At 63.8% G+C, this 23,129-nt stretch carries 23 protein-coding genes; 13 read left to right on the top strand and 10 right to left on the bottom strand.

Going from position 1 to position 23,129, the window contains the following annotated elements; genetic code table 11:
• Nucleotides 1-52 precede the first annotated feature (52 nt).
• Nucleotides 53-664 (top strand): polyhydroxyalkanoate synthesis repressor PhaR, encoded by a 612-nt coding sequence (gene phaR / locus AC0L3E_RS08735; protein ID WP_027037157.1) that lies wholly within the window; start codon nt 53-55, stop codon nt 662-664.
• Nucleotides 665-685: 21 nt separating this feature from the next.
• Here phaR and AC0L3E_RS08730 read toward each other — a convergent pair whose 3' ends face one another.
• Nucleotides 686-1,825, bottom strand: a complete 1,140-nt coding sequence (locus AC0L3E_RS08730) for a citrate synthase (RefSeq protein WP_127270162.1) — start codon at nt 1,823-1,825, stop codon at nt 686-688.
• A 92-nt stretch (nt 1,826-1,917) separates the two neighbouring features.
• Here AC0L3E_RS08730 and AC0L3E_RS08725 point away from each other — a divergent pair, with 92 nt between their 5' ends.
• From AC0L3E_RS08725 to AC0L3E_RS08715, 3 genes are all read left to right on the top strand, one after another.
• Nucleotides 1,918-3,006, top strand: a complete 1,089-nt coding sequence (locus AC0L3E_RS08725) for a citrate synthase/methylcitrate synthase (RefSeq protein ID WP_128363397.1) — start codon at nt 1,918-1,920, stop codon at nt 3,004-3,006.
• Between the two features lie 186 nt (nt 3,007-3,192).
• Nucleotides 3,193-3,975 carry a 3-hydroxybutyrate dehydrogenase gene (locus tag AC0L3E_RS08720; RefSeq protein ID WP_473604623.1) on the top strand — a complete coding sequence of 261 codons (783 nt, stop codon included), beginning with the start codon at nt 3,193-3,195 and terminating at the stop codon, nt 3,973-3,975.
• Nucleotides 3,976-4,021: 46 nt separating this feature from the next.
• Nucleotides 4,022-5,155 (top strand): patatin-like phospholipase family protein, encoded by a 1,134-nt coding sequence (locus AC0L3E_RS08715; protein ID WP_473604622.1) that lies wholly within the window; start codon nt 4,022-4,024, stop codon nt 5,153-5,155.
• A 21-nt stretch (nt 5,156-5,176) separates the two neighbouring features.
• Here the strand turns inward: AC0L3E_RS08715 and AC0L3E_RS08710 are convergent, their stop codons facing one another.
• A complete protein-coding gene (locus AC0L3E_RS08710) occupies nt 5,177-5,776 on the bottom strand; it encodes a TetR/AcrR family transcriptional regulator (RefSeq protein ID WP_128309416.1) in 600 nt (199 codons plus the stop codon).
• 122 nt (nt 5,777-5,898) lie between these two features.
• Here AC0L3E_RS08710 and AC0L3E_RS08705 point away from each other — a divergent pair, with 122 nt between their 5' ends.
• The 6 genes from AC0L3E_RS08705 (at nt 5,899) to AC0L3E_RS08680 (ending at nt 14,083) form a co-directional block, all read left to right on the top strand.
• Nucleotides 5,899-6,360, top strand: a complete 462-nt coding sequence (locus AC0L3E_RS08705) for a (2Fe-2S)-binding protein (protein WP_013529191.1) — start codon at nt 5,899-5,901, stop codon at nt 6,358-6,360.
• 2 nt (nt 6,361-6,362) lie between these two features.
• A complete protein-coding gene (locus tag AC0L3E_RS08700) occupies nt 6,363-8,636 on the top strand; it encodes a xanthine dehydrogenase family protein molybdopterin-binding subunit (protein WP_473604621.1) in 2,274 nt (757 codons plus the stop codon).
• A complete protein-coding gene (locus AC0L3E_RS08695) occupies nt 8,633-9,241 on the top strand; it encodes a hypothetical protein (RefSeq protein WP_127323174.1) in 609 nt (202 codons plus the stop codon). The genes AC0L3E_RS08700 and AC0L3E_RS08695 overlap by 4 nt, the downstream gene beginning before the upstream one ends.
• A 154-nt stretch (nt 9,242-9,395) precedes the next feature.
• The gene (locus tag AC0L3E_RS08690) at nt 9,396-10,568 is read left to right on the top strand and encodes an efflux RND transporter periplasmic adaptor subunit (RefSeq protein WP_473604620.1); all 1,173 of its coding nucleotides are present in this window, start codon (nt 9,396-9,398) and stop codon (nt 10,566-10,568) included.
• Between the two features lie 84 nt (nt 10,569-10,652).
• Entirely contained in the window at nt 10,653-13,832 is a 3,180-nt protein-coding gene (locus AC0L3E_RS08685) for an efflux RND transporter permease subunit (protein ID WP_473604619.1), read from the top strand.
• 92 nt (nt 13,833-13,924) lie between these two features.
• A complete protein-coding gene (locus AC0L3E_RS08680) occupies nt 13,925-14,083 on the top strand; it encodes a DUF3309 family protein (protein ID WP_023810914.1) in 159 nt (52 codons plus the stop codon).
• A gap of 63 nt (nt 14,084-14,146) precedes the next feature.
• Here AC0L3E_RS08680 and AC0L3E_RS08675 read toward each other — a convergent pair whose 3' ends face one another.
• Nucleotides 14,147-15,106, bottom strand: a complete 960-nt coding sequence (locus AC0L3E_RS08675; protein WP_473604618.1) for an SDR family oxidoreductase — start codon at nt 15,104-15,106, stop codon at nt 14,147-14,149.
• Nucleotides 15,107-15,182: 76 nt separating this feature from the next.
• A complete protein-coding gene (locus tag AC0L3E_RS08670) occupies nt 15,183-15,392 on the bottom strand; it encodes a DUF680 domain-containing protein (RefSeq protein ID WP_127327657.1) in 210 nt (69 codons plus the stop codon).
• Between the two features lie 133 nt (nt 15,393-15,525).
• Here AC0L3E_RS08670 and AC0L3E_RS08665 point away from each other — a divergent pair, with 133 nt between their 5' ends.
• Nucleotides 15,526-16,434, top strand: coding sequence for a LysR family transcriptional regulator (locus AC0L3E_RS08665; protein WP_127380693.1), 909 nt, complete (start codon nt 15,526-15,528; stop codon nt 16,432-16,434).
• On the opposite strand, the gene AC0L3E_RS08660 is transcribed toward AC0L3E_RS08665, so the two are convergent.
• From AC0L3E_RS08660 to AC0L3E_RS08650, 3 genes are all read right to left on the bottom strand, one after another.
• A complete protein-coding gene (locus AC0L3E_RS08660; RefSeq protein ID WP_127380694.1) occupies nt 16,398-17,573 on the bottom strand; it encodes an MFS transporter in 1,176 nt (391 codons plus the stop codon). The two genes, AC0L3E_RS08665 and AC0L3E_RS08660, sit on opposite strands and share 37 nt — an antisense overlap.
• Nucleotides 17,574-17,695: 122 nt before the next feature.
• Entirely contained in the window at nt 17,696-18,004 is a 309-nt protein-coding gene (locus tag AC0L3E_RS08655; protein ID WP_473604617.1) for a DUF1244 domain-containing protein, read from the bottom strand.
• A complete protein-coding gene (locus AC0L3E_RS08650) occupies nt 18,001-18,813 on the bottom strand; it encodes an N-formylglutamate amidohydrolase (protein ID WP_473604616.1) in 813 nt (270 codons plus the stop codon). The genes AC0L3E_RS08655 and AC0L3E_RS08650 overlap by 4 nt, the downstream gene beginning before the upstream one ends.
• Before the next feature lie 245 nt (nt 18,814-19,058).
• On the opposite strand from AC0L3E_RS08650, the gene AC0L3E_RS08645 reads away from it, so the two are divergent.
• Together AC0L3E_RS08645 and pyk are read left to right on the top strand one after the other, a co-directional pair.
• Nucleotides 19,059-19,547 carry a DUF1036 domain-containing protein gene (locus tag AC0L3E_RS08645; RefSeq protein ID WP_127327661.1) on the top strand — a complete coding sequence of 163 codons (489 nt, stop codon included), beginning with the start codon at nt 19,059-19,061 and terminating at the stop codon, nt 19,545-19,547.
• On the top strand, nt 19,544-20,980 hold the full coding sequence (pyk, locus tag AC0L3E_RS08640; protein ID WP_013529204.1) for a pyruvate kinase: 1,437 nt from the start codon (nt 19,544-19,546) through the stop codon (nt 20,978-20,980). Before AC0L3E_RS08645 ends, pyk begins: the two co-directional genes overlap by 4 nt.
• Nucleotides 20,981-21,024: 44 nt before the next feature.
• Here pyk and AC0L3E_RS08635 read toward each other — a convergent pair whose 3' ends face one another.
• The 3 genes from AC0L3E_RS08635 to ykgO all read right to left on the bottom strand — a co-directional run bounded on the left by AC0L3E_RS08635 (nt 21,025) and on the right by ykgO (nt 23,052).
• Nucleotides 21,025-22,089 (bottom strand): alpha/beta fold hydrolase, encoded by a 1,065-nt coding sequence (locus AC0L3E_RS08635; RefSeq protein WP_473604615.1) that lies wholly within the window; start codon nt 22,087-22,089, stop codon nt 21,025-21,027.
• A 119-nt stretch (nt 22,090-22,208) separates the two neighbouring features.
• On the bottom strand, nt 22,209-22,814 hold the full coding sequence (locus tag AC0L3E_RS08630; protein WP_473604614.1) for a tetratricopeptide repeat protein: 606 nt from the start codon (nt 22,812-22,814) through the stop codon (nt 22,209-22,211).
• A gap of 112 nt (nt 22,815-22,926) precedes the next feature.
• Nucleotides 22,927-23,052 carry a type B 50S ribosomal protein L36 gene (ykgO, locus tag AC0L3E_RS08625; protein ID WP_006327841.1) on the bottom strand — a complete coding sequence of 42 codons (126 nt, stop codon included), beginning with the start codon at nt 23,050-23,052 and terminating at the stop codon, nt 22,927-22,929.
• Between the last annotated feature and the right edge of the window lie 77 nt (nt 23,053-23,129).

Raw genomic sequence — 23,129 nt, 5'->3', positions numbered from 1 at the left:
TCGTTATCGGCGGCTTGCTCAGAGGCGCGCCGGTGTCCCCGGGAGGATGTAGATGGCCGCTAAAGACGATCCGATCATCATCAAGAAATACGCCAATCGCCGCCTCTACAACACCGGCACCAGCACCTATGTGACGCTCGAGGACCTCGCCGAGATGGTCAAGAAGGGCGAGGAGTTCACCGTCCAGGACGCCAAGACCGGCGACGACATCACGCATCCGGTGCTGACACAGATCATCTTCGAACTGGAGAACAAGGACGGGCAGAACATGCTGCCGATCCCGTTCCTGCGCCAGCTCATCGCTTATTACGGCGACCAGATGCAGATGATCGTGCCGAGCTTCCTCGAACAGTCGATGCTTGCCTTTTCCAAGGAGCAGGAGCGCTTTCGCGAGCAGATGAAGGGGGCGATCGGCAAGTCGCCGCTCGACATGATGAAGATCACCACGCCGATCAAGGCGCTGGAGGAACAGACACGCCGCAACATGGAAATGTTCCAGAATGCGATGCGGCTGTTCACGCCGTTCCCGCCCGCCGGCACCGCGCCAGCCGCCGCGCCGTCGCCCGAGCCGGCCAGGAAGGAAACGTCAGAAAAACCCGACGATCTTCAGGAACTGAAGGACCAGATCGCGGCCATGCAGCGCAAGCTCGACACGATGTCCTGAGCGCTTGGCGCTCTTGCAACCCTACACCAGCACGCCCTCATAGCGGCCGCGCGGCCTGATGACACTTCCGCTTGTTATCTGTTCGACCGTGTGCTCGGCCCAGCCGACGCTGCGTGCGAGCGCAAACAGGCGAAACGGCGCATCGCGCGGCAAGCCAAGGCTGCGCGTCAGCGCTGCCAGCCCAAAGTCGATGTTGGGAAGCGCGCCGGTCGCGGCAAGGGCAGCGTCGCGCAGCGACGATAGTGTGCCGTCAACCTCGATCACCGACAGCAGCGCGGCGCCCCGGGGATCGCCGTCGGGATAGAGCTGATGACCGAACCCCGGCAATGGCCGGTCGTGGCTGAGCCAGCGCCGGATCGTCGCATCGGCGCCATGTCGGGCCGCATCCTCGGCCAGTTGCATCACCGCCTCGCCGGCACCGCCATGGCGAGGGCCTGACAGCGTCGCGAGCCCGGCCAGCAGGCAAGCGGCCAGCGGCGCGCCGGTCGAGGCTGCGACGCGCGCGGCGAAGGTCGACGCATTCAGTTCATGATCGGCAAGCAGGACAAGCGCGCGGCGGATCGCATTGGCGCCGCCGGCGTCCACCGACCAGGCCTGCGCCAGCCGCTGATGGACGGGATCTGGTCCTGCCGGTGCGCCCAGCGCGGCGACCAGCACGCCGACAGCGTGCGCGGCATCGGCATGCAGCGAGGCCCGGTTGCGCCCAAGCGACGGGCGCCCTTGGCCGGCAAGCACGGCAAGTTGCGCAAAAGCCGAGGCCCGGCCGGCTTGATGGGGCACATCCGGCGACGGTGCTTCGAAAGCCACCGGTTCCGGCAGAGCCCAGAGAATGGCGGCGGCTTCTTCCAGTGTGGCGTGCCCGGAGAGCACTGCGGCGTCCTGCCCGCGATAGATGAGCCGACCGTGCGAGACGGTCGAAATCGCCGTTGCGATTGAGGGTTCGCCCCAGGCAATGGCGCTTTCAGCGATGACTGATGGGCTCCGTCCGCGCGCCCGGCGGGTCGCCAGTGCGGCGATATCGTCGGCGCGGTACTGGCTGCGGCGCGGATCGGCGCGGTCGGGCCGCATGCCGATGCGCCCACGGCTGACATAGGCGTACAGCGTCTGCGCCCGCACCTTGAGGCGCTCAAGCGCCTCTTCCCGGGACAACCACTCGGACATATCGAGCCCTGATATTGATTCTATTGATCAAGATTGATGGAAACGTTGCCCATCTCTATCTCCGATCCGGAAATGCTTCAAGGAGACAGGCTATGGCGAATGGGCTCGATGACGTGGTGGCGGCGGAAACCGTGCTTTCCGATGTGGATGGTCTTGGTGGCCGTCTGACGATCCGAGGTCATTCGCTGCCGGAGCTGGCCGGCCGCTTGAACTATGCCCAGGTGATGCGGCTGCTGCTCGACGGCTTCTTCGACGACCTTCCCGATGAGGCGCAACTGACGCGGGCACTGGGCCAGGCACGCGCCGAGGTGTTCGAACGGCTCTTGCCCTCGCTGCCCCTGCTGGCGTCGCTCGATGTTTACAGCGCCATGCGCGCCGGCATGGCGCTGCTGCCGGACGGCAACACGCTGACGGACGCATTGCGGCTGATAGCGGCACCTGCCGTGCTGACACCGGCGCTGCTGCGCCTGCGGCGCGGCGAGCAGCCGATCGCGCCGGACAGCCGCGCCGATCATGCCGCCGACATGTTGAAGATGCTGAGCGGCAGCGTCGCCTCGACGGCGCTGGCGAAGGCGCTCGATACCTATCTCGTGACCGTCTGCGATCATGGGCTCAATGCGTCGACCTTTGCGACGCGCGTGGTGGCCTCGACGCAGGCCGGCCTGACATCCTCCGTGCTGGCCGGGCTCGGCGCGCTAAAGGGGCCGCTGCATGGCGGGGCGCCCGGTCCGGTGATCGAGATGCTGGATGCGATCCAGGCGCATGGCGATGCCGCCGGCTGGCTTCGCGACGAGATCTCGCACGGCAGGCGCATCATGGGTTTCGGGCACCGCATCTACCGTGTGCGCGATCCGCGCGCCGATGTGCTGAAGGCCGTCGTGCGGCAACTCGGCGGCGAGGGCGAAACCGGCCGCCGGCTGGCATTCGCGGAGACAGTGGAACAGGTAGCGCTCGACGTGCTGCGGATCGCCAAGCCGTCGCGCTCGCTGCAGACCAATGTCGAGTTCTACACCGCGCTGCTGTTGGAGGCGGCGGGCTTTCCGCCACAAACCTTCAGCAATGTCTTTGCCGCTGGGCGCGTCGCCGGCTGGATCGCGCATGCGCGCGAACAGCAGACGACCGGGCGGCTGATCCGCCCGCAGTCGCGCTATGTCGGGCCGGTGCCGGAGCTGGCTGCCTGAGGCTTATCGGCGCCTGGCGAGCGACCGGCGATCCAAACGATATCCTCCTGGTGAGCGGCCGTGTGGCCGCTCATGACGAAAATTTCATCTCCTCAAAAATTCTGGCCGCTATTATTGCGTCGCATTGAGCATATATGCTGCAGTGCAACATAAACTCGCTCTTGCCGCAACCAGAGGACTCCGCCCTTGGCCGCCAGAAAAACCGCAGTCATCACCGGCTCCACATCGGGCATTGGCCTGGCCATCGCCCACGCGTTGGCGGCCGAAGGCCATAATGTCGTCGTCAACTCTTTCTCCGACACGGCCGCCGACCACGCCATCACTGATGCGATCGCCAAACACCACGGGGTGAAAACCGCCTACATCAAGGCCGACATGTCGAAACCGGCCGAATGCCGGGCGCTGATCGCCAAGGCGGCTGAGACATTCGGATCGGTCGATATCCTCGTCAACAATGCCGGCATCCAGCATGTCGCGCCGGTTGAGGACTTTCCGATCGAGAAATGGGACGCCATCATCGCCATCAACCTGTCGTCGGCGTTCCACACCGTTGCAGCCGCGATCCCGCTGATGAAGGAGGCCGGCGGTGGCCGGATCGTCAACATCGCCTCGGCGCACGGCCTGGTCGCGTCGCCGTTCAAATCGGCCTATGTCTCGGCGAAGCACGGCATCATGGGTTTGACCAAGACCGTTGCGCTCGAACTGGCGCGTGAAAAAATCACCTGCAACGCCATCTGCCCCGGATATGTGCTGACGCCGCTGGTCGAGGCGCAGATCCCCGACCAGATGAAAGCCCATCAGATGGATCGCGAGACCGTCATCCGCGAGGTCATGCTGGACAAGCAGCCGACCAAGGAATTCGTCACGGTGGAGCAGATCGCGGCAGCGGCGGTGTTCCTGTGCTCGGACGCGGCAGTGCAGATCAACGGCACGCATCTCTCGGTCGATGGCGGCTGGACCGCCGCGTGAGGCGCAAAATCTTCTCATCCATCCAAAACGAACCAAGGACGACGCCATGACCAAAAACGGCAAGGCGGAGGAGACAAAGAAGAAGATCAACATCGCGCTTCAGGGCGGCGGCTCGCACGGGGCCTTTTCCTGGGGTGTGCTCGACCGCCTGCTGGAGGATGGACGGCTGGAAATATCAGCAGTGTCCGGCACCAGCGCCGGCGCCATGAACGCGGTGGCGCTGGCCGACGGATATGTGCGCGGAGGTGTCGAGGGAGCGCGGCAGAAACTTGACGATTTCTGGCGCGCGGTGGCGGCCAAGGGTCGGTTCAGCCCGGTACAGCGCATGCCGTGGGATGTCGCCTGGGGCAACTGGTCGATCGAGAATACGCCTGGCTATCTCTTCTTCGACACCATGTCGCGGGTGTTCTCGCCCTATGTCGCCAATCCGCTCGGCCTCAACCCGCTGCGCGACGTGGTGCAGCAGGAGATCGATTTCGACAATGTCCGCGCCTGCAAGTCGATGGAACTGTTCATCTCGGCGACCAATGTCGAGACCGGACAGTTGCGCGTCTTTTCCGATGGCGAGATCGACCTCGACACGGTGATGGCCTCGGCCTGCCTGCCGCAACTGTTCCGTGCTGTCGAGATCAAGGGGGTGCCCTATTGGGATGGCGGCTATGGCGGCAACCCGGCGCTTTATCCGTTCTTCAAGACGGCTGCGACCGAGGACGTGCTTCTGGTGCAGATCAATCCGGTGGTGCGGGAGGGAACACCAAGAAGCGCCAACGAGATCCAGAACCGCATCGACGAGATCGCCTTCAACGCCGGGTTGCTGCGCGAATTCCGCTCGATCGCCTTCGTCAAGGAACTGATCGCCGCCGGCCGTCTGCCGCATGGCGAGTATCACGACATCCGCATGCACCGCATCGATGCCGATGAGGCATTCAAGGACCTGTCGGCGTCCTCGAAGGTCAACGCCGAATGGGCGTTCCTGACCTACCTGCGTGATCTCGGCCGCACCGCCGCCAGCGACTGGCTGGAAGAGAATTACGAGGCCGTCGGCAAGCGACCGACGCTCGATCTCTCCGGCGAACTCGATGACGGCTTCAAGCCGGTGCGCGGTCCGGCACCTGGCCGGCGGGTCAAGGAATTCCTCGCTGTGCGCAAAAATCCGGAGGTGGTTCGCCGTCGGGCCTGAACTGAAAACCCGATACTGGTTTCATCGAGCTTTCAAGGTCAGGTCGATCACCCTGATCAGGGCAGCGGCTGCCTGCCGCTGCCCCTCCGGATCTCTGATCCGCGCCTTCATGCCTTCCAGCCCGTCGAGCAGCATGTCGGCAAGCAGTTGCGCCGACAGGCCTCTGGCCGCCAGGTCGACGCCGTTCCTGGCTGCCTCGCGCTCTATCGCGGCGCTGATGTGTTGGCCAAGCCCGCCGCGCCAGCAGCCCACCAGATCGCCAAGGCTCGATTTCATGTCCAGCAATTCGGCGCCGTGCGGCGAAGCAACGACCGCGCCCATCATCGAGATGAATGCCTCGTCGATGGCCCGCATCATGCGCTCGGTGAAAGGGCCATCGCCGGATAGGGCAATCTTTGCCGCCTCGACCGAGCGTGACAGGATCATCATGGCGATGGCGCGGAAAATGTCGGTCTTGTTCTTGAACAGGAGATAGAGCGCCGGGCGCGACATGTCTGCGGCGCGGGCGATATCGTCCATGGTGGTGCGCGAGAAACCATAGGCCAAAAACACCTTCATCGCGCCATCCAGGATACGGACGCGTTTGGGGTCTGTGGCGGTGATGTCTTCGATCTGGTTCATGGAGCAATTCTATCCTGCAAAATCCTATTTGACAAAATGACGAAATTTGTCAATCTGTATTAGGTGAAATGGCCGAGAGGACGCTTCGCCCTTGGCAGCGGACGACAACAAAGGGTATCCCCATGCGCCTTACCGTCGACGGGCAGTCATTCGATATCGATGCCGATCCGGACATGCCGCTGCTGTGGGCGCTGCGCGATCTCATTGGCAAGACCGGGCCGAAATTCGGCTGCGGCATCGCCGCCTGCGGCGCCTGCACGGTGCATGTGGACGGTCAGCCGGTGCGTTCCTGCTCACTCCCGGTTGGGCAGGTCAGCGGCGCCGTCACCACTATTGAAGGCATCGGGACAGCAGGCGGACTGCATCCGGTGCAGCAGGCATGGCTGGAGGAACAAGTCGCGCAATGCGGCTACTGCCAGGCCGGCCAGATCATGAGCGCGGTGGCGCTGCTCGATGAAGTCGCCGACCCAAGCGATGCCGACATCGACAATGCCATGGGCGGCAATCTCTGCCGCTGCGGCACCTATCCCAAAATCCGCTCGGCCATCAAGAAGGCCGCGGCGCTCAAGACGGCGGGTCTCTGACCATGGCCAGTGTCGGAAAGATCGCCCGCCGCACGTTTCTGATCGGCGCTGCCGCTGTCGCGGGCGGCGTTGCCGTCGGCTATTACTACTATCGCAAGCCTTTTCCGAACCCGCTCGAGGCCGAACTCGGCAAGGGCGAGGCGACGTTCAACCCCTATGTGAAGATCGGCGCCGACAACACCATCACCATCGTCGCGCCGCGCGCCGAGATGGGGCAAGGCATCTCGACGACGCTGGCGGCCATGGTCGCCGAAGAGCTCGATGTCGGCCTTGACCGGGTCAAGGTCGAGCATGGACCAGCATCCCATGCCTACTACAACGCCGCGATCCTTCAAGAGGGCGGTCCGTTCGCCTTCTTCGACGAGAGCATGACGGCGCAAGCGGTGCGCTCGGGTCTCGGCGTGGTTGGCAAGTTCCTTGCCCTGCAGGGCACCGGTGGTTCGGCTTCGACACGCGATGGTTTTGACAAGATGCGGCAAGCGGGTGCAGTCGCCCGACAGATGCTGATCGCGGCTGCGGCGCAAGAACTGGGTGTCGCCGCCGCCGATCTGAAAACGGCCGACGGTTCGATCCTGCACAAGGCGTCGGGCAAGTCGCTGACCTATGGCGCGGTCGCCGCGGCCGCCGCCGCGATGGCGTCGCCGGCCGAAGTCAGGCTCAAGGACCGGGCCGACTGGAAGCTGCTGGGAAAGCCGCAAAAGCGCATCGACATGCTGGCCAAGGTGACCGGGGCGCCGATCTTCGGCATCGATGTCAGGCTGCCGGACATGCTCTACGGCACGGTCAAGATGAGCCCGCGCTTCTGGGCCAAGCTGGTCAAGGCGGACCTTTCCAAAGCCGAAAAAATGCCCGGCGTGATCAAGATCGTGCCGCTCGAGACGAATTACGGCCATGGCTTCGGCATCATCGCCGACAATACATGGGCGGCGTTCAAGGCGGCCGAGGCGATCGACGCCCAGTGGTCCGATCCCGAATACCCGCTCGGCAGCGCCGCCATTTCAGATGTGCTGAAGCAGGCGCTTGCCACCAAGGGGTCGGTGATGCGCGACAATGGCGACGTCGATACCGCTTTTGCCGACGCGCCCCGCGAAAGGATCGTCGAGGCAGACTATGCCGTGCCCTATCTGGCGCATGCGACGATGGAGCCGATGAACGCCACGGCGCAGCTCAGGGACGGCGCGCTAGACATCTGGTGCGGGAACCAGGCGCCGACCCTGGTGCGGCAGCTTTGCGCCAACGCGGTCGGCATCGGGCAGGACAAGATCAATGTGCACACCACCTTCATGGGCGGCGGTTTCGGCCGGCGCGTCGAGGTGGATTACGCACTGTGCGCCGCGCTGATGGCGAAGGAGACGGGCGGGCGTCCGGTCAAGGTGACCTGGACGCGTGAAGAAGACATGCGCCACGACGCCTACCGGCCAGCCGCAATAGGCAAGTTCCAGGCGCGGCTCGGCGACGATGGCATGCCAGTGGCCGTCGACATGAAGATGGCCTCGCCATCGGTGATTGCCGGCATGCTGCGCCGGCTGTTCCCCTCGATATCGCCGCTCGGTCCCGACAAGACCATCGTCGATGGCGCCTACGACCAACCCTACTCCATCCCGAATTACCGGGTCACTGGTGTCGCGGCGCCGGTCTCCATCCCTGTCGGCTCCTGGCGCTCGGTCGGCAGCTCGGTCAACGGCTTCTTCCACGAGGGTTTTATGGACGAGATCGCCATTGCCGGAAAAATCGATCAGGTAGAGATGCGCAAGAGACTGATGGCCGCTTATCCCTCGGCGGTGAAGGTGGTGGAGAAAGTCGCCGCGATGGCGAAATGGGGCGAGGCGCTGCCCGCCGGCAAGGCCAGGGGCATGGCCTTCACGCTGTCCTTCGGCAGCTGGGTCGGCGAGATCGTCCAGGTGGCGGACACGCCGGCCGGCATCCGCATCGAGAAGGTGTGGATCGCCGCCGATGTCGGCACCGCGCTCGACCCCGGCATCATCGAGGCGCAGTTGATCTCGGCGGCCATCTACGGTCTTTCGGCGGCGATGGGGCAGGAAATCACCTTCGCCGACGGCATGGTCGAACAGTCGAACTTCCACGATTTCGACGCCATGCGGATCTTCCAGTGCCCGGTATTCGAAGTTGCCATCCTGGAAAACTTCCACAGGATGGGCGGCGTCGGCGAGGTCGGCACACCGCCGGCGGCTCCGGCGCTCGCCAACGCCATCTTCGCGCTCACCGGAAAGCGCATCCGCACGCTGCCGCTGTCGAAAACGGTGGCCTTCGCATGAAGAAGCTCGTCATCATGCTGACGCCTGCTGCCATGCTTGTGCTCGCAGCATCGTTTGCGATCGCGCAAGAGAGCCAGACGCCGGCGCCGGTGGCAGTCGACACAGCAAAAGCCCTGTCCGAATGGGACAAGGTCTATGCGGTGTTCTCGCATCCGCGCTGCGCTGACTGTCATGTCGCGGACGAGCGACCGCGCTGGTCGGGTGCGCATTACGGCGGCACGCGCGTGCACGCCTTCAATGTCCAGCGCGGTGCTGACGGGTCGGGCTTCGGCAGTCCGGGCCTGCGTTGCATGACTTGCCATTTCTCCAGCAATTCCAGGGCATTGCACGGGCCGCCCGGGGCCGAGAACTGGCATCTGGCGCCAGCCGAGATGGCCTGGTTCGGCAAGTCCTCGGCCGAAATCTGCGCCCAGATCAAGGATCCCTTGCGCAATGGCAACCGCAGCTTGAAGGACATCGCGGTGCATGTTCGCGACGACAGACTGGTCGCCTGGGGCTGGGCGCCGGGATCGGGTCGTGAACCGGCTCCGGGCTCCGCCGAAGCGACCTATCAAGCGATCGAAAACTGGGCGGCGGCGGGCGCATCTTGCCCGGTGGCGCAATGATCTTGCAACTTTCAGACTATATTGCGGTGCAACTTTGATGTAGAAGCGCGCTTCGCCGATCACGGCAAATTGAACACGGCCCGGCGCGCACCCATATCGGCGACGCGCCCGCGTTATGAGGACGCTGGCCGAACCCGCAGTGGAAAAAACGACGATGAGAATCAGGTTTCACAAGCTTGCAGCCGTTGTTGTGCTCATTGGTTTCGCGGCATGGATGGCGACAGGCGAGTTTTCGTCAGTCGGCAGCGTAGCCGCCAACAAAGCCAAGGCAGCCGAAGCCGAACAGGCCAAGGCGCCCGATGCGGCGAAGCCGAAGCCGGCGGAAGCCGAGCCGAAGGCACCGCTGCGCACGGTCGCTGTGGTGACGCCGCCACGCAAGACCTATGCACGCGCCATCCGCATTTCCGGGCTGACCGAAGCCGACAAGCGGGCGGTGCTGGCGACGCGCGTCGCCGGTGTCATCGACAAGCTGCCTGTCAAGCAAGGCGATCACGTCAAGACGGGGGATCTGGTGCTGATGCTTGCGGCGGAAGAAAAGATCTCGATGGTCGACAACGCCAAGCAATTGGTGGTGCAGCGTCAGGCCGAGCTGGACGCAGCCTTGCGGCTGATGAAATCAGGCAATCTGCCGAAGCTGCAGCTCGACACCGCGCGCTCGAACCTGACCTCGGCGCAGTCGCAACTGGAAACGGCACAGGCCGAACTCGACCGCAACGAGGTGAAGGCGCCTTTCGACGGCGTTATCGACCGGGTGCCGGTGGAACTTGGCAGCTCCATCATGCAAGGCGGCGAGGTGGCGACCATCCTCAAGCTCGATCCGGTGATTGCCCGCGGCGAAGTCAGCGAGCGCGATCTCGGCTACCTCAAGCTCGGCGACAAGGCCACCATACGGCTGGTCAGCGGCCAGACCGTCCAAGGCACCGTGCGCTACATCAGCCGCGACGCCTCGTCGGCGACCCGCACCTTCCGCGTCGAGGTTGCCGTCCCCAATGCCGACGGCTCAGTGCCGGCCGGCATGACGGCGGAAATCGCGCTCAACGCACAGCCGACCGACGCGGTGCTGCTGCCGCGCTCGGTTGTGACGCTCGGCGACAAGGGCGACCTCGGCATCCGTGCCGTGGGCAAGGACAACAAGGTGGCGTTCTTCCCCATCGACCTCGTCGACGACACGCCGACCGGCCTCGTCCTCGGCGGCATACCGGCCGACGCCCGCATCATCGTCGCCGGCCAGGAACTGGTGAAGGAAGGCGATCTGGTCAATCCGGTCGAGGCCGACCAGGCGATCATCAAGAAGCTGCTCGGCGAAGCGACGGCCGGCACGCAGTAGCAAGAGATCGCGACGGACTAGCCCTGGGCGGGGACAATCGGCTGCGACGCAGCTCGTGAAAAAAATCAAGAACAGGCGTTAGCCATGGATATCGTCAGACTCGCAATCAACAATGCCCGCCTGACCATTTCGGTCCTCGTCTTCCTTCTGCTGGCGGGCTGGGTCGCATATCAGGCGACGCCAAAGGAAGCGGAGCCCGACGTTCCGATTCCGATGATGTATGTCAGCCTGATCTACCAGGGCATTTCGCCCGAGGATTCGGAGCGGCTTCTGCTGCGGCCGATGGAAAGCAAGCTGAAAAGCCTGAAGGGCCTCAAGGAGATGCGTTCGGCCGCTTTCCAGGGCGGCGGCTACGTGCTGGTCGAATTCCAGCCGCAGACCAATCTGGCCACCGCGCTGCAGGACACGCGCAGCAAGGTGCAGGACGCCAAGGCCGACCTGCCGCAGGCGGCGGAAGAACCTGTCGTCACCGAAGTCAACATTTCCGAATTCCCCGTGCTCGTCGTCACGCTCTCGGGAAATCTGCCCGAACGCGTGCTGACCGCCGCCGCGCGTGAACTGCGCGACCGCATCGAGGAGGTTCCCGGTGTTCTCGAGGGCTCGCTGCAGGGTGCGCGCGACGATCTCGTCGAGGTCGTCATCGATCCGATGAAGCTGTCTTCGTATGGATTGCAGCTCGATCAGCTGATCGGTGCGGTCGGCAACTCCAACAGCCTGGTCGCCGCCGGCAATATCGAAGGCCCGGAGGGCAAATACGCCGTCAAGGTGCCGTCGCTGATCGAAACGCCGGAGGATGTCGCCGCTCTGCCGGTGGTCGCCGGCCCCAATGCCGTGGTGCAGGCCAAGGACATCGCGACGATCCGTTCGACCTTCAAGGATGCCGAGACGGTGACCCGTCTCAACGGCAAGCCGGCCATCGCCATCGAAGTCAAGAAGCGCATCGGCTCCAACCTGATCGACACCATCGCCAAGGTGCGAACGGTGTCCGACGAGTTCGTCAAGTCGATGCCCGAGGGCATGAACGTCACCTACACGCAGGACAAGTCGGTCTTCGTCAACCAGCTGCTCGGCGACCTGCAGAACCATGTGATGATCGCCGTCATCCTGGTGTTCATCGTCATCCTCTACGCGCTGTCCGGCCGCGCCTCGCTGCTCATCGGGCTAGCGATTCCGTCGTCCTTCCTGATCGGCATCCTGCTGCTGGCGATGATGGGCTACACGATCAACATGATCGTGCTGTTCAGCCTGATCCTGGCCGTCGGCATGCTGGTCGACGATGCCATCATCGTCACCGAGTTCGCCGAACGGCGGATGAGCGAGGGCATGCCGAAGGAGGAAGCCTTCGCGCTCGCCGCCAAGCGCATGGCCGGTCCGGTCATCGCCGCGACGATGACGCGCATCGCCGCCTTCTCACCGCTGCTGTTCTGGCCGGGCATCATCGGCGACTTCATGAAGTACATGCCGATCACGCTGATCGTCACGCTATCGGCCTCGATGCTCTACGCGCTTGTCTTCGCGCCGACGCTGGGTGCGATCTTCGCCAAGGCTCCACCGCATCATGAGGATGACAATCGCGACGGCTGGTACATGGCGATCGTCAAGCAGGCGGTGCGCTTCCCCATCACCGTGCTGGTGCTGACCGTCGCGCTCTTGTTCGGCGTCGGCTTTGCCTATTCGAAATACGGCGCCGGCGTCGAGTTCTTCCCGAATGTCGAGCCGGATTATGGCCTGCTCTACGTGCATGCGCGCGGCAATCTTTCGCTGGCCGAAATGGATACCGCGACCAAGATCGCGGAAGACAGGCTGCTCGGCTGGCCGGGTGTGAAGTCGGTCTACACCCGCGTCGGCAAGACGCAAGGCGGCGGCCAGGATATCCCCGAAGACGTCGTCGGCGTCATCCAGTACGAATTTATCGACTGGCGCGAGCGCAAGTCGGCGAACCACATCCTGGACGATCTGCGCGGCGTCATGGCCGGCATCCCCGGCGTCGATGTCGAGGTGCGCGTGCCGGAAGCCGGTCCGCCGACCGGCAAGCCGATCCAGATCAGGCTTTCGGCCGTCGACCCCAAGGGGCTCGACGACAAGGCCCGTGAGGTTGCGGCGCGCATCGGCAAGGTGCCCGGCGTTATCGATATTTCCGACGGCCTGCCGCCGCCCGGTGTCGACTGGGCGCTCGAGGTCGACCGTGCCAAGGCGGCGCAGTACGGCATCAGCCCAACCTCGGTCGGCACGGTGGTGCAACTGGTGACCAACGGGTTGAAGCTCTCGGAATACCGGCCCGCCGGCGCCGACGACGCGGTCGACATAAGGCTGCGCCTGCCCGAAGACCGGCGCACGCTGTCGACGCTCGACGAACTCAGGGTGCAGACCTCACAAGGCTCGGTGCCGATCTCGAACTTCGTCGTGCGCAAGCCGGAGCCGACGGTCGGCATCCTCAACCGCATCGACGGCGCGCGTACGGTGGTCGTCCAGGCCAACGTCGCCGCCGGCGTCCAGGTCGCGGCTGTGCAGGAACAGGTCACCAAGGCCGTCTCCGACATGGATCTAGGCAGCGGCATCCGCTGGAAGCTGGCCGGCTCGAACGAGGACAGCGCCGAAGCCAGCGCCTTCCTCAGCAAGGCCTTCGGGGCGGCGATCTTCCTGATCTTCCTGGTGCTTCTGGCGCAGTTCAACAAGTTCACCAGCGTCTGGCTGGTGCTGTCCTGCGTGGTCATGGCGACGATCGGCGTGTTCCTCGGGCTGCTGATAACCGGCGAGACGTTCGGCATCGTCATGTCGGGCATCGGCGTCATCGCTCTGGCCGGCGTGGTGGTGAACAACAACATCGTGCTGATCGACACCTATGACCGGCTGCGTGAAGAAGGCTGGGACAAGGTCGAGGCGGTGCTGCAGACTTGCCGCGAGCGCGCCCGCCCGGTCGTGCTGACGGCTGTGTCGGCCATTCTCGGCGTGCTGCCGATCGCCTTCGGCCTCGGGCTGGAAATCTTCCATCACGAGACGACGATCAACGCGCCGTCGACGCAATGGTGGATTTCGCTGTCCTCGGCGATCGTCTTCGGCCTGTCCTTCGCCACGGTGCTGACGCTGGTGGTGACGCCGTCGATGCTGATGGTGTTCACCCGCGCCAAGATCAAACCGGGCGCACGGCGCGGCTTGATCAGCCGTCTGTTCCGGCGCGGCAAGGTCGAGATTTCATCGACCGATGCGCCAGGGCGGGATGCCGGAGCCGGGCCGGATATCGCCTTTCCGAAAGCCGCCGAATAGATCATTGCCGATTTGACCGGCAAAGGCCGCCCGGAACAACCGGGCGGCCTTTTGCATTGTTCTTGGGCGAAAAGTCGAATTGCGGGGTTCTCATGCCGATCACCACCATAGTCATCATCGTCCTGGTCCTTATCCTCATCGGCGCGGTGCCGGCCTGGCCGCATTCGCGCTCCTGGGGCTATGGGCCCTCGGGTATTGTCGGCGTGGTGCTGGTGGTGCTTATGGTGCTGCTGTTGATGGGACGGCTCTGAGGCGCCCTCTCAGTCCGCGGAGATTGTCAATGTGCGGAGGAGTATCGCCCGCCATCGCGGAGGTCAGGCAGCTTTCGCAACGCCGGTCACGGTGGCAATGCCGATATCCCCGAGAGCTTCAGTGACGGCCTGATCCAGCGGCGTGTGGGGGATCGCGCCGATGATGCCTTCCAGCCTTGCCGACGCCAGTTGGTGCGGTTCGAAGCGCAGATAGGACATCGACACGATCTCACGCCACATCGCCACGAACGGGCTGCCGGCGCGCAGCACCCACCACGCCATCGAGGTCATCTTGAGCGGTCGCCCAAGCGCCTTCTCCGCGGCCGCCTTGATCTCCAGGTCGGTGACGGGATGGCCCGGGAAGTTGAAGGCTTCATAGGCGCCGAGCTTGTCCAGGTTCTGCGCCAGTCCGACGAAAGCCCTGGCCAGATCCGGCAGGTAGGCCCATTCATGCACGAGGTCGACCGGGCCGGGCGCCGTATAGATACCCTTGTTGATCTTGGCGGCGACGACCAGGTCGAACCACGAGCCGCTGCCGGTGCCGCCGAAGAAATCGCCGGCCCGCAAAATAATGGTGCGGACGCGGCGCGCTTCGGCCTCGCGGTGAAACAGGTCCTCCATGGCGACGCGGATGCGCCCCTTCTCGGTCGTCGGGCGGAACGGCGTGTCTTCCGTGATCACCTCCGGCATCGGCGACCCGTAATTGTATACGGTCCCGGGAAAGAGATGCAGTGCGTTGTTGGCACGGCAAGCGGCCATGACATTCTCGGCGATCGGCAGGCACTTGGCCCATTCGGTGTAGATCGGGTTGAAGCCGTTGAAGATGATGTCGACACCTTCCGTGGCGCGGATCAGCGCTTCCCGGTCGAGCGCGTCACCGGCAACGGCCGTAGCGCCTTCGAGTTCAGTTGGCAGTTTGCCGTTGCGGGTGACGGCGCGGACCTCGTAGCCCGCGTCGATGAAGGCCTTGGCGACCACGCGGCCGAGCCGGCCATTGGCACCGAGAATTGCGATACTGGTCATTGGAAGCACTCCTGGGTTGGGATTTGCGTGGTCGGTCGCAAGGCGCGATCGGGATCAGCGGCAAGCGCGATCGAGATCAGCGGCTGCCGAAGAGGTCGCGGTTGCTGCCTTGCGTGACCGGCTGCCGGACGGCCGCATCCGGGTTGTGGATCGAAGCGGTGGTCGTGTTGTCGATGCTGGTGACAGCCGGCTGGCTGGCGTCGTTCGACCCAAACTTGTCGCTGCCGGCAAAGGCGGCGCTGACGGAAATGAGGATGGCGGCGGTGGTGAAAGCGATCTTGGTCATCTGAGTTCTCCTGGTTGGTGTTTGCAGTCCATGTTGGTGTTTGCAGTCCGTGTTGGTGTCTGCAGCCGGAATATGGTCGCTCCGAATGCGAATGGAAATTGACTACAGATGGCGTTCTGATATTCATAAATGAATGACCGAAATTGACTGGAACCTGATCAAGAGCTTTGTCGCCGTGGCGGAATCCGGCAGCCTGTCGGCCGCCGCGCGAAAGCTTTCGGCAAGCCAGCCGACGCTTGGCCGTCACATCGGCGAGTTGGAACGGGCACTCGGCGTCACACTGTTCCGTCGAGGACGGCACGGCTACGAACTGACGGAGGCCGGCAGCACGCTGTTCGAACGCGGCAAGGCGGTCAGCGAGCAGGCAAGCGCCTTCTCACTGCTGGCGCTGGGTTCGGTCGAGGCCATCGAAGGCACGGTGCGCATCGCCGCCAGCGAGGTGGTGGCGGCCTATGTCCTGCCTGAGATGACGATGCGGCTGGGGATCGAGGAGCCCGGCATCGAGGTCGAGATCGTTGCTTCCAACCAGGTCGAGAACCTGCTGCGTCGAGATGCCGACATCGCCATCCGCATGGTCAAGCCGGCGCAGAACGAGCTGATGGCACGCAGGGTCTGCGATATCGAGCTCTGCGCCTGCGCGGCCAAATCCTATCTCGACAGGCGCGGCCGTCCGCTGAAGCCTGCCGATCTTGTCGACCACGATCTGGTCGGCTTCGACCGCGGCGACGAGATCATCAGGGGCTTTACCCAGCATGGCGTCCCCGTCACCCGGAGCAGCTTCCGCTTCAGGGCCGACAACCAGATCGTTTTGTGGGAAGCGGTGCGGGCGGGAAACGGCATCGGCCTCGGTCAGGAGCCGCTGGCCGACAGGGATCCTTTGATAGAGAAGGTTCTGCCAGATCTGCCGCTGCCAGTTCTGCCGGTGTGGCTGGCGATGCATCGCGACGTGCGTACCAGCGTGCGCATCCGCCGCGTGGTGGATTTTCTCCATGAGGAGCTGAAACGCTATTCGGCGGGTGCTGGCGCGAATTCGGCGCGGTGAGCGAGCCCGGCCATCAGCAACACGATGATCAGCAGTCCCGACATGGTGATGAAGATCGGGCCAAAGCTGGAGTGCTCGGCAACGAAGCCGATCGCCGACGGCGCCACCAGTATGCCGCAGTATCCGATAGTGGTGACCACGCTCATGCCGGTGCCAGAAGACATGCCTTCCTGGTTGCCGCCGGCCGAAAAGATGATCGGCACCATATTGGCGATGCCGAAGCCGCAAAAGGCAAAGGCTGCAATAGCGAGCCAGGGCGAGGGCGCCAGGCCAGCCACCAGCATGCCGACCGCGGCTACGAGGGCCGACACGCGAAGCGTCGTCACCGCGCCGAAGCGATTGCGTATACCGTCGCCGAAGAACCGCGTAACCGCCATGACGCCCGAAAATCCGGCGTAGGCGAGGCCGGCAACGGCAAGATCGGCGCCGAGCTCCTGGCGCAGATACAGGGCTGCCCAGTCGAGCACCGCGCCTTCGGAGATCATCGCCAGCAGCGCCATCAGTCCGATCAGATAAACCAGCGGGTTTGCCGGCAGTGCGAATTTGTGGTGCTCGGCTGCCTGCGGGCTGTCTTCGGTGAGGAGATGGCGAACGGCCACCGCGATCACCGCGAAGGCAAACACCGTTACCGCCGCCGCGTGAGCGAGGTGGCCGTAGTGCTGGATGGCAAAGCCGCCGAGGCCGCCGCCGGCGAAGCCGCCGAGACTCCAGAAGCCGTGCGAGGACGACATGACGGCGCGGGAGAGCCGCCGTTCGACCACCACGGCATTGGCATTCATGGCAACGTCCATGCCACCGATCGAGCCGCCGAAGATGATCATGGCCGCGGCCGCCAGCGGTACGTTGGGCGCCAGCGCCACGACCATCAGACCGAGGCTGCCGCACAGGGCGAACCAGCGCAGTACGGTGCGCGAGCCATGTCTGGAGATCAAATGGCCGCACCAGGTCATCGCGACGACGGCACCGACGCCGAATAAGAGAATCAGCAGGCCGAGCGTGAACTTCGAAATCTCCAGCCGGGTCAGGAACACCGGGATCTGCGGCGCCCAGCTGCCCGTCAGGAAGCCGTTGGCGAGAAAAATGGCCGCGAGCGCCCATCGTCCACGAATGGCAGTCAGTTTGGCAATTGACGCGTTCATGAGGCGAATCCCGCTGAAAATGGCTTCGCGCGGCAAATTAGATCGATTCAATTTTCAGTCAAGGCTCTTTCGGGAAGCATTTTGGGCCAAACATAGCCTTAAGCGATCGCTGGGCGACGGCTTCAATGGTCCTGGGGGCGCCTTGCCTTGAATTCGGCCTTCTTGTCGTCGGAGGCCTCGGTCTGGTTCAGCGCCTGCCATTCCCCATAAGGCATGCCGTAGACGATCTCGCGCGACTGATCCTTGGTGAGATCGACGCCCTCGGCATTGGCTGCCTCGCGATACCAGTTCGACAGGCAGTTGCGGCAGAAGCCGGCGAGATTCATCAGGTCGATGTTCTGCACATCGTTGCGCTCGCGCAGATGCACGACCAGCCGGCGGAAGGCGGCCGCTTCGAAGTCGCGTTGCTGCTCGTCGCTGAGTTCGGTCATCGAAACCTCCGTGATAGCGGCCCGGTGCGCGAGCCGAACATCTTCACCACATGTATATCGGGACGGCGGTCGATCGCGTCAACGATCGGCGCCAACCGTTCGGCCCAGGCGAGCGCGCCCTTCTGGTCCGATATCAGATCCTGTCGGATCTCGATCAGCGCATGGGCGAAGCCGTTGACGATGGCATGCTTGTACATGGTGTCGCCGCGCAGCGCGCCGTCATAGGGTTCGTTGTCGCCGACGACGAGGTTCTTGTCTTGCGCCAGCATGTCTATCAACGGCCGCGCCACGCGGTCGTCGAGGTCCCACAGGATGCCGACGTGCCAAGGACGCTGGATTCCTTGCATGGCCGGGGTGAAGGAATGCACCGAAAAGATGAAGGGCGTCTGGGCGGAAGCCTGTGCGACCGATGCGATCATGGCGCCGACAGCGTCGTGATAGGGCCGATAGAACCCGTCGAGCCGCCTCTCGCGCTCCTCGGCAGTGATGGGGTAATTCCCAGGTACGACAGTGCCGTCATAAAGCTGGCGAATGAGCGTCGGATCGTCTTCGCCGCGATTGGGATCGATCAGCAGTCGCGAAAAATTGGCGAGCACCGCCGGCACGCCGAGCAGGGCAGCCAGTTCGCGCGTCACCGCCTCGACGCCGATGTCATAGGCGATGTGCCGGTCGAACTCGGCCGAGGGCAGGCCGAGGCTGCCGTAGTCGTCGGGCAGGTCGCGACGGGCATGATCGCCCAACAGCACGATGCCTCGCTTGCGGTCGCCCTCGATGATGTCGAAAGGCGCGAAAACTGTGGATCGGGTCATTGGCGGGAAATGGTCTGTTCGCGGGCTTCCGGGGAGGGTGCTATCGTCATTCCACGAAGACGACGCTTGCGCAATGCCGTTGTTTGGCCAAGGTTTCCCGGGAAATCTGGCACACGTCGGCGAATTGTGTGCCGGAGCCTTTCTAAATCGATTGGAATTGGACAAAACGGTGCGTTGACATGCGCCCGGACTTTTCCGAAAAGGGGCGCAGAGAGATGCTGATGTGGTTTTTGAGGGGTTTTCGGATGAGTTCCGCCGGCGGGCAGCGCATGCGCTCTGCCTTTGCCATGCCGCTCCTCACTTTTGCCATGGGCCTGTCGGCGATGGTCGTGGCTTCGCCGGCGCGTGCCGATTTCCGCGTCTGCAACGCCACGCAGAACCTGGTCGGTGTTGGCATCGGCTATCGCGCCAAGGCCGGCTGGATCACCGAAGGCTGGTGGCACATCGAGGGATCGAGCTGCAAGACGCTGATCGAAGGGCCGCTGTCATCAAGGTTTTACTATCTTTATGCAGAAGACGCCGAACGCGGTGGACGCTGGGACGGCCCGATCAATATGTGCGTGGCTGAAAAAGAGTTCAAGATCGCCGGCGTGACCGACTGCGTCGCCCGGGGCTTCCAGCGCGCCGGATTCCAGGAATATGACACGGGCGAACAGGCAAGCTGGATGGTCCAGCTGACCGATGAGTCCACAACGGGAGGCGCTCCAGCCGCCCCGGGAACAAACAGTCAATGAGACGTAGCCGCAAGGTCAAGATCCTAGCCACCATCGGTCCGGCCTCCTCGTCGGAGGAGATGCTGAAGAAACTGTTCGAAGCGGGCGCCGATGTGTTCCGCATCAATATGAGCCATACCGACCATGAACTGATGCGCACGCTGGTCGGACGCATCCGCGCTGTCGAGGAAGCGGTTGGCCGGCCGATCGGCATCCTCGCCGACCTACAAGGACCGAAGCTGCGCGTCGGCAAGTTCGCCAACGGGAAGGAAGTGCTGACGCAAGGCCAGACCTTCACCCTCGATGACAATCCCGAACCTGGCACCTCGACCAGGGTCTATCTGCCGCATCCGGAAATCCTGAGCTCGGTCGAAGCCGGCCATCGCCTGCTGATCGACGATGGCAAGCTCGAGCTGAAGGCGGTGAAGAGCGACGGCAAGTCGATCGTCTGCACCGTCGTCGCCGGCACCACGATTTCCGACAAGAAAGGCGTCAGCCTGCCCGACACCGACCTCCCGGTCGGTGCGCTGACCGAAAAGGACCGCAAGGATCTCGATGCCGTGCTGGCCACAGGCGTCGACTGGGTTGCGCTGTCCTTCGTGCAGCGGCCGGAGGATCTGGCCGAAGCGCGCAAGATCGCACGCGGCCGGGCGCTGATCATGGCCAAGATCGAAAAGCCGCAGGCCGTCGCCCGGCTGGCCGAGATCATCGAATTGTCCGACGCGCTGATGGTCGCCCGCGGCGATCTCGGCGTCGAGATGCCGCTCGAGGCGGTGCCCGGCATCCAGAAGCAGATCACGCGCGCCGCACGCCGCGCCGGCAAGCCGGTGGTGGTTGCAACGCAGATGCTGGAATCGATGATCACGGCACCGGTGCCGACCCGCGCCGAAGTGTCCGATGTTTCGATCGCCGTCTTCGAAGGCGCCGATGCCATTATGCTATCGGCGGAATCGGCGGCGGGTGCCTATCCCGTCGAGGCCGTGGCAATGATGAACCGTATCGCCACCAAGGTCGAAACCGATCCGACCTATGCCGGCATCATCAACGCCCAGCGCTCCGAGCCGGAGGCGACCGGCGCCGACGCCATTTCGCTGGCCGCGCGCGAAATCGCCGAAACGCTGAAGCTGTCGGCGATCATCACCTACACCGCATCGGGCACCACAGGCCTGCGCGCCGCCCGCGAGCGGCCGCAAGTGCCTGTTATCGCGCTGTCGCCGATCCTCAACACGGCGCGGCGGCTGTCGCTTTTGTGGGGCACGCATTGCGTCGTCTCACCCGACGCCGTCGATCTCGACGACATGGTCAATCGCGCCTGCCGCATCGCCTTCGACGAAGGCTTCGGCAAGCCTGGCGACCGCGTCATCATCACCGCGGGCGTGCCGCTGCGGACACCGGGTTCGACCAACATGCTGCGCATCGCCTATATCGGTTCGGACACACAAGTCAGCCGCTAGATTCCTGAAGCGTGTCGCCTCTGAACGGATTCAGGCGGCCCGCTTTAGGTCGGCGCGAGTTCGGCCTGCGGTACCTTGATATCGGCGCATCTGCCGGCGCCGTAGGCGTCGCCGGCGATGCGCGCCTCCACGGTCCTGGCCATCGCCTGCAGGTCTATATTCTTGCCAGCGACCTTCTCGATGGCGCCGACGGTCAGGTCGGTCGCGATCCAGTCTGGCTTGTGACCGAGATTGTGCACCCACACGAGTTCGGCACCGGCAATGTCGCGCGCCAGGCCGACCGAATGGATATGTGCATAGACCACCTTGTCGCGATCGCCTGAAATCACCACGGTCGGCGCCTTGATCTCGGCGTAACGCGGTGCGGTGGCGAGCGCGTAGCGATAGAGCCCGGCGACATCGGTGGCGTTGGCACGAAAGGCTGTTGGTCGCAGCACCAGCGGGATAGAGGCCGAGCTGAGGTAATTGTCCGGCACCTTGTTGGGCGAAAAGACGCAGGTGGTGGCGTCAGCCATCTGCAGGGCTCCCGCCGGATAGGTGAGCGTTTCGGAAAACAGCCAACCGAGCACCGGCATGGTGGTCAGATCGTAGTACCAGGCGGTTGCGCCGCCCGGCCATGGGTGGGTCGCCGGTGCGAGAAAGACGAGCCCGAGCGTCTTGTCTGGATGTTCGCGGCCAAAGGCCGATGTCACCACGCCGCCGAAGGAATGGCCGACGAAGACAGCATTCCTGATGCCGAGATGGTCCATCAGTGCGGCAATGGTGTTGGCCTGCGCCGACGGGTTCTCGTTGTCGGTGCCGCGACCCGACCAGCCATGGCCCGGCCGGTCGAGGAACAGCATTTCGGCGCGGCCTTCGAGCAAGGGGCGCAGCGGCAGCATCTGGTCCCTGAGATTGGCGCTGGCGCCGTGGATGAAGACGATCGGCGGCAGCTCGGCATTGGCGGGCGCCGGAACATGGACATAGTGGATGCGGGCGCCGTCGATGTCGGCGAACTCGCCGATCGGCGGATTGCGACGCTCGATCAGCCATGAGCCGACGCGGGTGACGCCGACAAAGCCGAAGATAAGCGCCATCAGGAAGGCAAGGGCGGCGTAGATCAGGTTCATGAGGGAGATACGAGGTGGAGGGGGATAAGTTGTAGGGTAGGCAGTAGGCAGTAGGCAGTAGGCATGTGTGTTCCGCAGAGCGGTCTGGACCTACTGCCTAATCCCTACTGCCTATTCCCTCAAATACCTTCACCGGCAAGCTCCTCCGAAATCGTGCCGACCTGGTCCTGGGCGCTGCGCATCATCGGATAGATGGCCAGCACCTTTTGCCAGGCCTCGAGCGCCGATTGCTTGTGGCCGGTCAGCGCCATGATCTGCGCCAGGCCGGACAGCGCACCGAAATGGCGCGGCTCGAGCTGCAGCGTATGGTCGATGTCGGACATCGACTTGCCGTAGTTCTTCATCATGAAATGCACGGTGGCACGCCGGTTCCAGCCTTCGGCATAAGTCGGCTGCAAAGTCACCACCTGGTCGAGGAAATCGAGCGCTGCGTCGAACTTCTGGCCCTCGACGGCTTTTTGCGACCATTGCATCATCAGGTCGATCGAGGCGCTGCCGGATTGCGACCACTCGCTCCAGATGTTGCCGGCGATGCGCTCGGCCGCCTTTTCGTTGCGCTCGCGTTTCAGATCGCTGAACAACTGGTCGAGACGGCCCTGTTTCGTCGTTGCCACCGGCGGTGCGTCCTGGGTGGCCGTCGGCGCGACAGCGTCATCCGCCCATGCCGGGGCATAAATCGCGCCGGAAACAAGCAGGGATGTCAAAAATGCAAAAAGAATCCGCATCGCCGGACTCTAGTCCCGGGCGGCGGAACGTCAAACTGAATTTGGCGTGAAAAGGCCGACAGGCGGCAACAAGCATCAAATGGGCGGAGGCAACAGCCTCCTGCCCGAAAACTCAGCCCTGGCGTGCCTTGTAGCGCGGGGCGGTCTTGTTGATGATGTAGACGCGGCCCTTGCGGCGAACCAGCTGGTTGTCGCGGTGACGCGCCTTCAGCGCCTTGAGCGAATTCTTGATCTTCATGGTCTTGCCTGTCGGTGTGGACCCGGTCCGGGTCGAAATTTTAAGGCGCGCCAGAAGACGCGCCTTTGAACTGTGGG

The organism is Mesorhizobium sp. WSM4822 (assembly GCF_055811155.1).
Note: the sequence above shows the minus strand (reverse complement) of the source record. Positions and strands in the feature narration are given on the sequence as shown.